At 29.6% G+C, this 13,872-nt stretch carries 13 protein-coding genes and 4 tRNA genes; 3 read left to right on the forward strand and 14 right to left on the reverse strand.

The features are described from left to right. Nucleotides 1–508 precede the first annotated feature (508 nt). Both B2S02_RS02985 and B2S02_RS02990 read right to left on the reverse strand, forming a co-directional pair. Nucleotides 509–1,447, reverse strand: coding sequence for a GNAT family protein (locus tag B2S02_RS02985; RefSeq protein ID WP_346849298.1), 939 nt, complete (start codon nucleotides 1,445–1,447; stop codon nucleotides 509–511). Further along, nucleotides 1,437–2,621, reverse strand: coding sequence for an MFS transporter (locus tag B2S02_RS02990; RefSeq protein ID WP_346849297.1), 1,185 nt, complete (start codon nucleotides 2,619–2,621; stop codon nucleotides 1,437–1,439). Before B2S02_RS02990 ends, B2S02_RS02985 begins: the two co-directional genes overlap by 11 nt. Before the next feature lie 333 nt (nucleotides 2,622–2,954). Here B2S02_RS02990 and B2S02_RS02995 point away from each other — a divergent pair, with 333 nt between their 5' ends. Then, nucleotides 2,955–4,310 carry a M20 family metallopeptidase gene (locus B2S02_RS02995; RefSeq protein WP_346849296.1) on the forward strand — a complete coding sequence of 452 codons (1,356 nt, stop codon included), beginning with the start codon at nucleotides 2,955–2,957 and terminating at the stop codon, nucleotides 4,308–4,310. A gap of 235 nt (nucleotides 4,311–4,545) precedes the next feature. On the opposite strand, the gene B2S02_RS03000 is transcribed toward B2S02_RS02995, so the two are convergent. From B2S02_RS03000 to B2S02_RS03025, 6 genes are all read right to left on the reverse strand, one after another. Next, a complete protein-coding gene (locus tag B2S02_RS03000; RefSeq protein ID WP_346849295.1) occupies nucleotides 4,546–5,304 on the reverse strand; it encodes a tRNA threonylcarbamoyladenosine dehydratase in 759 nt (252 codons plus the stop codon). A gap of 310 nt (nucleotides 5,305–5,614) precedes the next feature. Beyond that, on the reverse strand, nucleotides 5,615–6,859 hold the full coding sequence (locus B2S02_RS03005; RefSeq protein ID WP_346849294.1) for a DUF1015 domain-containing protein: 1,245 nt from the start codon (nucleotides 6,857–6,859) through the stop codon (nucleotides 5,615–5,617). Nucleotides 6,860–6,884: 25 nt separating this feature from the next. Beyond that, a complete protein-coding gene (locus B2S02_RS03010) occupies nucleotides 6,885–7,796 on the reverse strand; it encodes a D-2-hydroxyacid dehydrogenase (protein WP_035135216.1) in 912 nt (303 codons plus the stop codon). 158 nt (nucleotides 7,797–7,954) lie between these two features. After that, the gene (locus B2S02_RS03015) at nucleotides 7,955–9,031 is read right to left on the reverse strand and encodes a pyridoxal-phosphate-dependent aminotransferase family protein (protein ID WP_035135214.1); all 1,077 of its coding nucleotides are present in this window, start codon (nucleotides 9,029–9,031) and stop codon (nucleotides 7,955–7,957) included. 163 nt (nucleotides 9,032–9,194) lie between these two features. Beyond that, nucleotides 9,195–9,380, reverse strand: a complete 186-nt coding sequence (locus tag B2S02_RS03020) for a hypothetical protein (RefSeq protein ID WP_035135212.1) — start codon at nucleotides 9,378–9,380, stop codon at nucleotides 9,195–9,197. Nucleotides 9,381–9,452: 72 nt separating this feature from the next. Beyond that, nucleotides 9,453–9,629 carry a hypothetical protein gene (locus B2S02_RS03025; RefSeq protein WP_167403159.1) on the reverse strand — a complete coding sequence of 59 codons (177 nt, stop codon included), beginning with the start codon at nucleotides 9,627–9,629 and terminating at the stop codon, nucleotides 9,453–9,455. Between the two features lie 228 nt (nucleotides 9,630–9,857). Between B2S02_RS03025 and B2S02_RS03030 the strand changes: the two genes are divergently transcribed. Further along, a complete protein-coding gene (locus B2S02_RS03030) occupies nucleotides 9,858–11,114 on the forward strand; it encodes a DUF1576 domain-containing protein (RefSeq protein ID WP_346876372.1) in 1,257 nt (418 codons plus the stop codon). A gap of 2 nt (nucleotides 11,115–11,116) precedes the next feature. Then, nucleotides 11,117–11,458, forward strand: coding sequence for a hypothetical protein (locus tag B2S02_RS03035; protein ID WP_035135210.1), 342 nt, complete (start codon nucleotides 11,117–11,119; stop codon nucleotides 11,456–11,458). A 51-nt stretch (nucleotides 11,459–11,509) separates the two neighbouring features. On the opposite strand, the gene B2S02_RS03040 is transcribed toward B2S02_RS03035, so the two are convergent. The 6 genes from B2S02_RS03040 to B2S02_RS03065 form a co-directional block, all read right to left on the reverse strand. Further along, nucleotides 11,510–12,268, reverse strand: a complete 759-nt coding sequence (locus B2S02_RS03040; RefSeq protein WP_346849293.1) for an acyl-CoA dehydratase activase — start codon at nucleotides 12,266–12,268, stop codon at nucleotides 11,510–11,512. A gap of 207 nt (nucleotides 12,269–12,475) precedes the next feature. After that, nucleotides 12,476–13,174, reverse strand: coding sequence for a DNA/RNA nuclease SfsA (gene sfsA / locus B2S02_RS03045; protein WP_346920280.1), 699 nt, complete (start codon nucleotides 13,172–13,174; stop codon nucleotides 12,476–12,478). Nucleotides 13,175–13,438: 264 nt separating this feature from the next. Continuing rightward, a tRNA-His gene (locus B2S02_RS03050) sits at nucleotides 13,439–13,514 on the reverse strand. A gap of 6 nt (nucleotides 13,515–13,520) precedes the next feature. Beyond that, nucleotides 13,521–13,594: transfer RNA gene (locus B2S02_RS03055), tRNA-Gly, on the reverse strand. A gap of 4 nt (nucleotides 13,595–13,598) precedes the next feature. Further along, nucleotides 13,599–13,673: transfer RNA gene (locus tag B2S02_RS03060), tRNA-Gly, on the reverse strand. A gap of 98 nt (nucleotides 13,674–13,771) precedes the next feature. Beyond that, nucleotides 13,772–13,847 (reverse strand) — tRNA-Lys (locus B2S02_RS03065). Nucleotides 13,848–13,872: the final 25 nt, after the last annotated feature.

Genomic DNA, 13,872 nt, shown 5'->3' on the forward strand with positions numbered 1-13,872 from the left:
CTCAGCGACAAGACTTATCTTACCATGATTTATTCTTATAAAATCCACCTAATATTCTTCTTATATAAAATTATCCTTACATACCTTCTATTTTCATTTAAATACTACCTTATCCTAATATTGATACACTAGGTAAAGTATTAGTTTATATTCTATTACTTTTACTATTTATTTAAAATATAGTATATCAATTTGAATTTTTATTATAGGTAAGCACACAACAATATCATTATTACTGCTGCTTATTATAATGTATTTAGTCTTATTATCAAAATACTAATTCCCTTGAAACCCGCATGAATAAAACAACTAGTTAAATAGTTAAATAGCTAAATAGTTAACTATATAAAAGGTAACCTATATAAAGTTCCAACATATAGGTGATAAACTCGAATACCACGTTCCTAAAAAAGTTATACACTTAAATAAATAAAAATACACCACCTTTAATATGGATGGTGTATAACAAATTATATTTGAATTAAACTAATTAGTTCCTAAATTAAAATTATTTATTATTTTTATAAAATATAACATGATCTCTCCACTTTCCATTTATGTGTAGATATTCTTTACATATACCTAGTTCATTAAATCCACATGCCTTTAAAACTCTTTGTGACTTTTCATTATCAACTAAAGTTGTTGCTTCTATTCTATGAAGTCCTAATTCTTCATAGGCATATGTTACAACTAAACTAACAGCTTCTTTCATATATCCATTTCCCTGATACTGTTCGTCCATAGAGTATCCTATAAATGCACTCTTAAATACACCGTGGACTATATTATATATACGTATTCTTCCTATCATCTTCTCTGCTTTATATATTCCAAAGTGAGCTCCTTCACCCTTAATAAATTCTTTGTAATTCTCTATTAAAGATTGCTTTTGAACTTCTACTGTATAAAATTCTTCATCTCTGTGCGGTTCAAACTTTGATAGAAAGTCCTTATTTCTCGTATAATACTCTAATAAATCACTTGCATCATCAGAATTAAGAACTCTTATACTTATTTTATTTCCTTGAATTTCTAGCTCCTTCTTATATGAATTATTATAAAATTCTTCTTCTACTATTCCAAATAATAAACTACCTTCATATTTAAATTTTGTTATAATACTATCTGATATATATCCTTCTAATTGAAATCCTAAGTTTGTAAAAGGAGTTAAACTTATTTTTTCATCACATATAATATTAACTTTATGAAGACCTTTGCTTTTTATTAAGTTATTTAGCATCAACTTTAGGGCATCTTGTAATGTTTTATTAGCATCTCTTCCACTTTTATAAAACTTTAATTTTATAATTACACCTTTATTCTCATGGTCTAAATCTAAGATTATAAATCTTCCTACTATAATTCCAGATGAATCTCTTATTATATATTTATTTGCTTCATCAGTTGCATTACTAATACTTACTTCCCTTTCACTGCTCAACTTCATTACCTCCCCTTTTAAAAATACTATAATTTCCTCTATATATTAGAAATACAAACAAGATAGAAATACTCAAGCTTATTGGTATTAAATAAAAAGTTTTTGCTGTCCCTATAATATCATTTAATCTTCCCATAATAAGATTTAGAATCATACTTATAGTGCTTGATAATGTTAAAATTAATCCTGTTATATATGAACTATTATCTTTAAAAACCTTACTAATAGTAGCTACTACTGTAGGATATGCGATTGCAAAGAATAGTCCTGTTACACATATTAAAATGAGAGCATTATGTCCAACAATTAGAGCAATTATTAATAATACACATGCAATTAGTAAAGAATATAAAACTGATTGTAAGTATCCTAACTTTTCAGCTACAAACCCACCTAATAATCTACCTATAGTAAGTAAAAAGAAAAAGGCTGACAAAAACATAGCTCCACTACTGCTAGTATAGTTATAACTTTCCATGAGGAAATTAACGATCCAATTAGACATCCCCATTTCTGCAAACACGTATGTTCCTAATGCTATAGCATAGATATACATATACTTTTCTTTAAAAGCTATAGCTATATTAAATTTATTTTCTTTTTTAATTATATTAAAATTAGGGATTTTTATAAAGAAAAATATTATTAATACTACAATAAAAATCATTGCTATTCCAAAGAATACACTTCTCCAACTTACTCCATTGTCTAAAATGTTTCCAATAGCAAATTGTCCTACCGTAGATCCAAATCCATAAAAACAATGAGCTGAATTCATCATTATTGCTTGGAATGTAATAAATAGAGCTGGTATTAGTGTATTTACTCCAATCATTACAAAAGCAATACCCATGTTTATTAAAAACATTCCAATTAATAGTATTGTATAAGTTTTAGAGAAACCTACTATTAAAACAGAGGCTATAATAGTGAACAGCCCTGTACAGATTACATTTCTTTGTCCAAATTTTTCACATAGTAGTCCACCTATATAAGTAAATATTATGTATCCTAAAGAACATACCGATAAGAGCATGCCCATACTTGTATTATTTGTATTAAAAGTCTCTTTAAATACAGGGACAAATATTCCCTTAGTGTTATCGACTATAGCAATTACAGCCATAATAATAAATATAAATATTGTTATGGCAAAACTTTGGTTTTTCTTCACTAACATCACTCCTTTTTCAATGATATTATATCATAATTAATATATGTTTTTATTGAATTGAATCCTTTATTTTTTATAGCTATTAAGTAAAGTAATTATCCTAACAAAAATATACTATTGTATATATTAATTCATTAATTAATATAAAAAAGATATAAATATGAATAAGAATAATAGACAAGTATTCAAATCAAGAATGGCTGATATATTAACCTACTGTAATATTGACATATGTTATCATCTATGTTTAATTTAAACTATAGGATATATTTCCTTAATTTCATATGTGTCAACAATATGTAAAGCTTATCTAAAATGAAAGGGGATAGTCTCATGATGAAAAAAGAAGAAATAAAAGAAAGAGTTAATGAGTTAATACCTGAACTCATAGACTCTATAAAAGAAGCTGTAAGTTTTAGAAGCGTTATAGACGAGGATAACCCTAATTATCCATTTGGTAAAAATATAGACGATTGTCTAAAAAGCACCTTAAATTTATGTGAGTCTTTAGGCTTTAAAACTTACTATGATAAGGATGGTTACTATGGTTATGCAGAGGTTGGCCAGGGCCCTGAATTAGTTGGAGTTCTTGGCCACTTAGATGTAGTTCCTGAAGGAGATTTGAATTCTTGGACATACCCTCCATACGAATTAACTATAGTTGATGATAAAATATATGGAAGAGGAACTCAAGATGATAAAGGTCCTACTATAGCTTGCATATATGCAGTAAAAGCTTTATTGGACTTAGGAATCAAATTAAATAAAAGAATAAGATTTATATTTGGAACAGATGAAGAAAATCTTTGGAGAGGTATTAATAAATATAAAGAGAATGGTGAAGAAATTCCTGCTATGGGAATAACTCCCGATAGTGAATTCTTCTGTATAAATGCAGAAAAAGGATTACTTCAATCTACTTTAACTTGTAAAAAGAGTTCTAATTTAACTTTAAGTGCAGGAAATGCATTTAATTCTGTTCCTGATAACGCTACATATACAGGAACTGCAGAAGAAATTAATTCTCTTAAAAATGTATTAAACAGTTTAAATTATAAATATATTTTAAATGAAAACTCTATTTCTGTTATTGGAAAAGGTGTTCACTCTGCAGATAGTGCTGAGGGGATTAATGCTATTTCTAGACTAGCTATAGCTTTAGAACAAATGGGCTCATCATCTAACTCAATAAAATTTATAGCAAATGTAATTGGTGAAGATGTTGCAATTAAAAATCTCATACCAAAATGTGAAGATGTATCTGGAAAACTAACTGTAAATGTAGGTAAAATTGATTTAAATGAAGATATAGAAACTATATCTTTAGATATTAGAATTCCTGTTACCTATAAAAAAGAAGATATAGTTAATCCATTAAAGGCAAAAGCTTTAGAATATGATTTAGAATATAATGAGTTCGACTGGATGGAATCCATATATGTTCCTGCAGACCATTTCTTAATTAAAACATTGAAAGAAGTCTATGATGAAGAAACAGGATATGATGGAATACCAGAATCATCTGGTGGAGCTACTTATGCTAGAGCTATAGATAACTGTGTAGCCTTTGGTATGGTATTCCCTACCTCAGAAAAGACAGAACATCAACCAAATGAATTTATAACTATGCATGATTTAGTTAAAGCTACAGAAATTTATGCCTTAGCATTATATAAATTAGCTAAATAAGCTGAATTCTTAGAGCTTTGCTCTTTAGAAATTGTTATCAATAGTCGTAATTGCTTTACCTTTCATAAAAAATAGAAGTATCGGTTCAAGTAATTATCGGATAAACATAATTTTAAAAATAAGAATCCGTCAAGTATTATACTGACGGATTTTTATATTATAAACTTAAATAAGCAATTACACTCTGCTAAAGGTATGTTTTACTTAATGTTGATTTTTATTAGATTCCTTTTAATTAGCTTTCTTTAAGTAAGTCCTTTATTACTTCTCCACCTATTATCATTCCTGCCACTGGTGGCACAAAAGATATGCTCCCTGGTATTTGTCTTTTTATAGCACACTTTTTAGTCCCGCCTGTACATACACACCCTGTTTTACAAGTAACCACATCATCTTGTTTTGGTTTTGTAGGCATCTCCTCAGAGTAAACTACCATAAGGGATTTAATCTCTCTTTTTCTAAGTTCATGCCTCATAACCTTTGCAAGTGGACACACTTTAGTATCATATATATCTGCAACTTTAAATTGTGTAGGATCAAACTTGTTTCCTGTACCCATAGAGCAGATTATTTTTATACCCTTTTCATTACAATACTCTACCAGAGCAATCTTTGCTGATACAGTATCTATAGCATCTACAACATAATCAACATCATCACTAATTATTTCTGGAATATTTTCTTTAGTAACAAAAACTTGATGAGTTATTACATTACATGCTTTATTAATTGAAAGAACTCTATCTTTCATAGCCTCAACTTTTACTTTTCCTACAGTATCATAAGTTGCATGTATTTGTCTATTTAAATTAGTTAAACAAATAGTATCATCATCAACTAAAACAATAGTTCCAACACCTGCTCTTACTAATGCTTCTACTGTAAAGCTGCCTACTCCACCTACTCCAAATACTATAATCTTACTGCCTTTTAATTTATTTAAACCATCTTTTCCTATTAATAGCTCTGTTCTTGATAATGAATGTTGTAACATTTTTGCATCTCCTTAATATGTGGTATTTACCTTATAACCTTAAAGATATTTTTAACTTTTTCTTTTAAATCATAAATAAATACATAAATTTTTATTCTCTGAATATATCAATTTTATATTTTTTACTAATATAATTCAACTGTGTATTTATGTTAAGTATTTCTAAAGCTTATTACAAGCTAAGAACTCTGTTTATATTTCGAACTTTATATACTCAAAAAAGCTAAATCTTAAAAAGTATAATTACTTTTATAAGATTTAGCTTTTTTGATTTAGATAAGATACAAATAAGTTTTACCTTTAATTTACCTTAGCTTAATTCATGAACAAAGATTCCACTTCTTAATTTTGGTTCAAACCAAGTTGATTTAGGAGGCATAACTTCTCCAGCATCAGCAATGTTCATAAGTTCTTCTATGCTTGTTGGATTCATAGAGAACGCAACTTTCATTCCTTCAGCTACTCTTCTTTCAAGTTCTTTGAGACCTCTGATTCCACCAACAAAATCTATTCTATCACTTGTTCTTGGATCTTCTATAGCAAGTATTGGTCTTAGAAGGTTTTCTTGTAGTATAGATACATCTAAACTCTTAACTGGATCTTTTGAATCATAAGTTCCATCTATAGCAGTTAACTTATACCACTTGTTATCTAAATACATTCCAAAATAACCTTTTCCTTCTGGTCTGTATTGGCCTTCTCTCTTATACTCTTCTACAGTAAACTTCTCAGAAACTTTATTTAAGAATTCTTCGCTAGAATTTCCATTTAAATCTTTTACTACTCTGTTATAATCCATTACATATAAATCATCTGCTGGGAATATAACTGATAGGAAAAAGTTGAATTCCTCTTCTCCAGTATAGCTAGGATTTGCTTCTCTTCTCATTTTACCTACTTTTACAGCAGATGCAGCTCTATGGTGACCATCAGCTATATAAAGATATTTAACTGATTTAAATAACTCTTCTAATCTTTTTACAGTTTCAGTGTCATTTATAACCCATACAATATGAGATATTCCATCTTCGGAAACGAAGTTGTATTCTGGCTCTTTAGCAGTCCATGAAGCAACTATTTCATCAATTTCTCCTACATTTTTGTATGTTAAGAAAATTGGACCTGTATTTGCATTACAATGGTCAACGTGATTAATTCTATCTTGCTCTTTTTCAGCTCTAGTGTGCTCATGTTTTTTAATTATATCATTCATATAATCATCTATAGAAGTACATCCAACTATACCAGTTTGAACTCTTCCATCCATGATTTGTCTATAAATATACATGCTTGGAGCATTATCTTGAATATAAGTTCCATCTTCTCTCATCTTGTCTAAAGTTTTTCTAGCGGTGTTATAAACTATTTCATCATATTGATTTGTTTCTGCTGGTAAATCAATTTGTGCTTTATCAACATGTAAGAAAGAGTAAGGGTTTCCTTTAACCATTTCCCTAGCTTCTTCTGTGTTCATAACATCATAAGGAAGAGCTGCTACTTTTGAAACTAGCTCTTTTGTTGGTCTTATGCTTTTAAAAGGTCTTACAACTGCCATATTTTTTCCTCCTACGTAATTAATATTATTTAAAGAAATCGAATATAGTTTGAACTATTTCTTCACCTATTCTTGTTTGAGCTTCTACTGTTGCTGCTCCAATGTGTGGTGTAACTGATACTCTTGGATGGTTAACTAGCTCTTCATTCTTAGTTGGTTCAACTTCAAATACATCAACGCCTGCTCCTCTTAACTTTCCACTATTTAAAGCTTCAAGTAAAGCAGCTTCATCTACAACTCCACCTCTAGCACAGTTAATTAGTACAGCTCCATCTTTCATAATATCAAGTTGAGCTTTACCTATTGTAGCTCCTTGCTCTTTTATGAATGGTATATGAAGAGATACATAATCAGATTTAGATAATACTTCTTCTAAAGTACCATATTCATATTTATCATACCCTTCAGCTTTACCAAGGATATCAGTATACATAATTTTCATTCCTAATACTTCAGCCTTTTGAGCTAAACATTTTGAAATTCTTCCGAAACCTATTAAGCCTAAAGTTTTTCCACTTAACTCAATACCTTCATATTTTTTCTTTTCCCATTTTCCTTCTCTCATAGTCACATTTGCAGTACTTACAAATCTAGAAACTGCAAACATATGAGCTAGTGCAAGTTCTGCAACTGATGCACTACTAGAATTAGGAGTGTTAGCAACTCTTATTCCTTTTTCAGTAGCATATGCTACATCTATATTATCTACACCTACTCCACCACGGATTATTAATTTTAATCTTCCTGTTTCACAAGCTTTATCTATTATTGGTTGTCTAACCTTTGTAGCACTTCTTACTACTACTACATCAAAGTTTTGTAAAGCTACTCCTAATTCTTCAGGCTCATAAAATTTCTCTATAACTTCATATCCATTATCTTTTAATACCTGTATTCCACTTTTCTCCATGCCATCAGTAACTAATACTCTTATCATGACGATACCCTCCTAAAATAAAATTAATTAATAATTAATTATTTAAAATCTAACTTCATCCACATACATTAAGTATATAAATTGAAAACTTATACATTTTAAACTTGTATATGAATCTTTATTACTTGAAAATTAAGAAGGGAATTACCCCTTCTTAATTATTCAAGTCCTAATATTTCGTTAATGTTCTTTAATAATTCTTCAATTTCTGCTGGAGTAGTCTCTGCCATGTGAGCTATTCTGAAAGTCTTATCTTTTAACTTTCCATATCCATTAGAAATTTGATATCCTCTTTCTCCTAGAGCTTTGTTTAAAGCTGCAACATCAATATTTCTAGTATTCTTTATGTTAGTTAAAGTGTTAGACATATATCTTTCATCTGGTAATATTTCAAAGTATTTTCTTGCCCATGCTCTAACAATTTCTCCGCCTTCTATGTGTCTTGCATATCTCTTATCAAGACCTTCTTTATTTATAATCTTATCAAGTTGATACTCTAATGCAAACATGTGAGATAATGAAGGTGTTGATGGATATTGATAATCTTTCTTTTGAATGTATTCATATAATGATAAAAGATCTAAGTATAATCCTCTATGTGGAACTTGTTTTGCTCTCTCTATAGCTTTCTTAGAGAAAGTACACATTGACATTCCTGGAGGAAGTCCAATAGCTTTTTGAGTTGAAGTAATACAAATGTCTACTCCCCATTCATCTACTTTTAATTCTGTTCCTGCAGCTGAGCTTACAGTGTCTAAGCAGAATACAACATCTGGATATTTTTTCACTACTTTAGCTATTTCATCTAGTGGGTTCATAACACCAGTTGAAGTTTCGTTGTGAGTAACTGTTATTAAATCATATTTTCCAGTGGCTAAAACTTCATCTACTTGCTCTGGAGTTGTTGGTGTACCCCATTCAACTTCATATAAATCTGCTGGTACATTGTTAGCTACAGCCATTTCATACCATCTCTTACCAAAAGCACCTACAGCAAAAACTGCAGCTCTCTTAGCTGTGCATGAACGAACAGCACCTTCCATAAGCCCACTACCAGAAGTAGTTGAAAGTAATATTTCTTCTTTTGTATTAAATATAACTCTCATGTAATCACTAATTTGTCTTTGTATTCTTGATGCCTCTTTGCTTCTGTGTCCTATCATTGGTGTAGCCATTTTTTCTAATACGTCTTGTGCCACATCAACTGGACCTGGTATAAATAATCTCTTGTGCATGATTCACCCTCCTAAAATAAAGTAAACTTTATAATTTCCAATATCTGATTTGAAATCAATTACATTTTAACATTTTTCCATAGGTTTCTCAACCATAATAAATTAAATATTGGGATATATTATTATAATTTAAATTTTTATTAAGTTTTTGGAAATATAATACTTATTTCAATCTGATTTCTTCGTATATTTCATCAAATATATCTTTTACACAATGTCCTCTTACAAAATTAGAGCAATTATTACAACTTTGTTCTAATTGCATAAGTATTTCATTTGGATAATATGATCTCTCATTATAAAATGAACAGTTTTGAGCAATTCTACTTTTAATTTCATTGGACACCATTACTTTAACACTCCTATGTATTATAATATTATATCTTTTGTATTATCATATATTTTATACCTACTTTTTAATTTAATAATCGAAACAATCTAAAACAGATTCTGTTTCTCTACAATACCTTACAATTAAACATTGTCCTAAGTTTCTAGGACATTTTTTACACATACAATTAACTTCCTTTCCATCACATTTATTTTGTTTAAAATCAGGACATTTCTCACAATTATAAACTACTATATCCATTACCATTTTTATTTCCTCTTTCTAATTTAAAATATTTCGTTATTGTTTAATCTACATAATTAAACTAGTTTAAAACAATATTATATATATGCTTATTTGTGCTTAAAATTAAAATAATTATAATATAAATACTATAGTTATCACTTATAAAAGTTGATATACTATAGAAGTAAAGCCTTATATATATTAAAAATATACACCTTTATTTGAAGAGTGTAAATAAATTCAAGGGAGTTGATTATTATAAAAGACTTTACCACTAGAATTCCACTACCCTATAAACTATTTCTATGTCTTAGTGGAATATTAATATTAGTATCTTTTCTTTTTAACTCACCACATCAGATATTCATTGGCTTAAAAAATATAATCTTAAACCCAGATATACTCATAACAGATTACATGGAAATTGGCGGTGTTGGTGCAACTTTCATAAACTGTGCACTTTTGATTATATTTTATGTAATAATGCTAATTTTTTTAAACGTTAAACCCTCAGGAACTATAATTGCAGGTGTATTTACAGTAAGTGGTTTTTCCCTTTTCGGTAAAAACATTTTAAATATCTGGCCTATTATATTTGGTATTTGGTTGTACTCCAGATTTCAAAAGGAACCATTCTCCAATTATATAGTTACTGCACTTTTTGGAACAACCTTATCTCCAGCTTTAATTCAACTAATTGGTACTACTACAATACCTCTTTATCTATCTGTTATGATAGGTATCCTTATTAGTATAGTAATAGGTTTTTTACTTCCACCCTTAGCTTCTGCTTGTATGAGAATACATCAAGGATATAGCCTTTATAATGTAGGCCTAGCTGCAGGATTAATAGGTACAGTATTAATGTCTTTACTTAGAGCTTTTGGTATTGACTTTGAAAGTAGAATTATATGGTCTACAGGCAATAATGTTCCTTTTATTATATTATTTTCAATGATATTTTTAGCTATGATAACTTTGGGTTTTTACTATAATGGTAATAGCTTTAAAAACATTACAAAAATAACGAGATATTCTGGTAGATTGCTTACAGATTTTTATCTTATTTTTGGTGAAGGAATTACTTTAATAAATATGGGGATTCTAGGACTCTTTTCAATGTTTTTAGTTGTTTTAGTAAATGGTGACTTGAATGGTCCAACTTTAGGTGGTATATTAACTATTGTTGGGTTTGGAGCCTTTGGTAAGCATCTAAAAAATATAATCCCTATAATGTTCGGTATAATATTATGTACTTTCTTTAATATTTGGGAAATAAACTCGCCTAGCGTTATTCTAAGTTTACTTTTTGGTACAACTCTAGCTCCAATTGCAGGTTCTTTTGGATGGCTGTGGGGAATAATTGCAGGAGTATTACATGCTTGCCTAGTAATGAATATTACATATTTACACGGTGGAATGATTTTATATAATAATGGCTTTTCAGGTGGCCTTGTATGTATGTTCTTACTACCACTAATTTCTGCATTTAGAAAGGAATATTAATTATGAAACACTTACGTCAAAGAAATATAAAAATACTTAGTGAGCTAACTAGTTACTTAGTTAGAATTGGCTGTAGTGATCTACATATAGATTTTAATACTAAGGGTGATATTACCTATATCAGCTTTACCAGTGTAAATCCTGATATTAGTGAGCAAATACTAAATGATTTGACATCTCAGTTAAACATGCCAAGGAGACAAGATATTGAGGAGTATTACTGGGCTCTTAATGGAGATAATGATTCCTCTTCTGAATTAAGTTTAGTAGGCATGATGACTGATTCTGTGGATGTAAACTACACTAATGACGTATTAAAAATTAGTTTAACTAGATTAAAATAATTTTTAACACATTTTATAAAAATAAGTATAGGTAATAAAGTTTACCTATACTTATTTTAAATTTTTAGCTAATAAAGCAGCTCCAATAGCTCCAGCAAATCTTGCACTATCTTTTGTTTTAACCTGTGAGCCTAATTTTTCAGATAAACTATTTACTATATATTCACAGTTGCAAAGTCCACCAGTTAAAAAATAGTTTTGTGCAGTAGAATGCTTACCACATATGGTGGCTACTTTACTTACGATTGAATCTACAATAGCAAATGCAATATCTTCTTTCTTTCTACCAGTTCCTATTAAACTTATAACTTCTGATTCCGCAAATACAGTACACATAGAACTTATACTTGCATCCTTTCCATCAGTTGCTAACTTACATAATTCATCTATATTTACCCCTAATGTATTAGCCATAATCTCTATAAATCTTCCTGTTCCTGCAGAACACTTGTCATTCATTGTGAAATTCGTTATAAGTCCTCCTTCTACAGTTATAACCTTGGTATCCTGACCACCAATATCTACTACAGTGCAATCTTCATCATATATATAAGCAGCTCCTTTACCATGACACGTTATCTCAGTTACAGTCTTATCTGCATAGGGAACCGATACCCTACCATAACCTGTAGCTATGATTTTTCTATTTTTTTTGCTTATACCTCTATCATCTAATATACTTTCTATTTTTTTTGCAGTTTCTAAACTACTCCATCCTGTAGGGATTACAAAAGTATTATTTATTATATCATTTTCAAATATAGCTACCTTTGCAGCTGTTGATCCTATATCTATACCGATGTAAAACATATGCTCCCCCCTAACTTAAATTTTAATTAACTTTCTACATAAACAAAATCTCTTTAAAAAAGCCCAACATATGAACGTTGAGCCATGAAAAGGAAAATATTATGTTTTAGAAATTGTTTAGATATCTGATTACATTATTATATTATCATAATATTAGGCTTTATAGCTTTTGAATTTTAAATAGTAATTCACTCTTCTATTACATATCTAAATGGATACTAAAACGTCTACTGGTTTAGTAAGCTCTATAAAGTTTTCACCTAAACTACACTCATAGGCAAATACATCAACTCCATTACCTTTAGCAAACCTTAATGCATCTGCAAATGCCTTATCCATTTTGTCATTTGGTTTAAAAGTACTTATATTATCCATTTGAATTAAAAATATAACTCCTGCACCTCTACCTGAATTTTTCACCTCTATTAACTCTAAAAGATGTTTACGACCTCTGTCCGTAGGCGCATCTGGAAACATACTATGTCCATTTTCCTCTAAAGTTACTCCTTTAACCTCTAAGTAATATTCTTTTCCACTTTCATTAGTTAACTTAAAATCAAATCTGCTATTACCAAAAGTTTTTTCCCTACATATAGTCGTATAACTTTCTAAGCCCTTAATCTTCTTATTTATTAATGCTTCTTCTACAATTTTATTTGGAGCTTGAGAATCTATGTTTATTAACTTTCCATTTTTATATCCACCAATTAGGCTAAATCTAGTCTTTCTATTAGCTCCATTCTCTGTTCTTATTAATACATTGCATCCTGGAACTAGAATTTCTCTACATCTTCCCGTATTAGGTACATGCACCAACTCTTCTTTACCATCTATTATTACATATCCTTGAAATCTATTAGGTCTTCTTACAAATTCAACAACCCTAGTTTCTTTATCAAAAATCATATTTTTATCCTCCATGTTTATTTAAAATTTATATAACATTTTATATAAATATAATATTTATCCACAAATAAGCTAAAATTCCTTAGAATTTATCCACTTATAATTCTAATATGTTACTAATTATTTGATTTTATAAGTATTTATCTATATCTTTATTTTAATTATACTATGATTAAAATAACTTTAGCATGATATTATTTTTATATTAAATAATAAGAAAACCTCCTGTTTATAAAAACAGAAGGTTTTCTTATCTATATTATCTGGGGTGGAGGATGGGACTCGAACCCACGACAACCAGAACCACAATCTGGCGCTCTACCAACTGAACTACATCCACCATATTTGGAGCGGGTGAAGGGAATCGAACCCTCGTAACTAGCTTGGAAGGCTAGCACTCTACCATTGAGTTACACCCGCATATTGGAGCGGAAGACGAGATTCGAACTCGCGACGTTCACCTTGGCAAGGTGACGCTCTACCACTGAGCCACTCCCGCATAATCAAAATTTCATTTTTAGACATAAAAATAACTGAATCACATTATACTTGCCTGCTTTAATTTAGCTCATATCTAATTCAGCATATTTATAATATTGGTGGCTCACCGGGGGATCGAACCCCGGACACCATGATTAAAAGTCATGTGCTCTACCGACTGAGCTAGTGAACCACATTAAAAACCTGGCAACAACCTA

It is taken from the genome of Clostridium sp. UBA7339 (assembly GCF_002470865.1).
Lineage (GTDB): Bacteria > Bacillota > Clostridia > Clostridiales > Clostridiaceae > Clostridium_J > Clostridium_J sulfidigenes.